Origin of the sequence: Micromonospora sp. DT228 (assembly GCF_049841595.1) — a bacterium.
Taxonomy (GTDB): domain Bacteria; phylum Actinomycetota; class Actinomycetes; order Mycobacteriales; family Micromonosporaceae; genus Micromonospora.
Map to the genome: position 1 here is coordinate 1 of NZ_JBNCKO010000060.1, position 582 is coordinate 582.

Sequence of the window (582 nt, forward strand, 5' to 3'; positions counted from 1 at the left end):
AGTTCCTGGGGATGCCGGGGGCGCAGCCGCCGGGCCGGGGCACGGGTGTCGAGGAGCGTTCGGATTTTCGGTGGTTGATGATGTCGGACGTCTGTAAGCACTGCACCCATGCGGCGTGTCTGGATGTGTGTCCGACGGGTTCGTTGTTCCGGACGGAGTTCGGGACGGTGGTGGTGCAGGAGGACATCTGCAATGGGTGTGGGTACTGCATTTCGGCGTGTCCGTACGGGGTGATCGATCAGCGTAAGGACGATGGTCGGGCGTGGAAGTGCACGTTGTGTTACGACCGGTTGGGTGCGGGGATGACGCCGGCGTGTGCGCAGGCGTGTCCGACGGAGTCGATCCAGTACGGGCCGTTGGACGAGTTGCGGCAGCGGGCCGCGGAACGGGTCGAGACGTTGCGGGGTCGGGGTGTGCCGGAGGCCCGTCTGTACGGGCACGACCCGAACGACGGTGTGGGTGGTGACGGGGCGTTCTTCCTGCTGTTGGACGAGCCCGAGGTGTACGGGTTGCCACCCGACCCGGTCGTGACCACCCGTGACCTGCCGGCCATGTGGAAACGCGCGGGCCTCGCCGCCCTCG

The 582-nt window shown here is 67.0% G+C and carries 1 protein-coding gene; it reads left to right on the plus strand.

Translation table 11 applies throughout. The features are described 5' to 3' along the window. Positions 1 to 582, plus strand: a 582-nt coding sequence (locus ACLQ29_RS35405) for a 4Fe-4S dicluster domain-containing protein (protein WP_425775707.1), incomplete at both ends; no start/stop codon positions are given.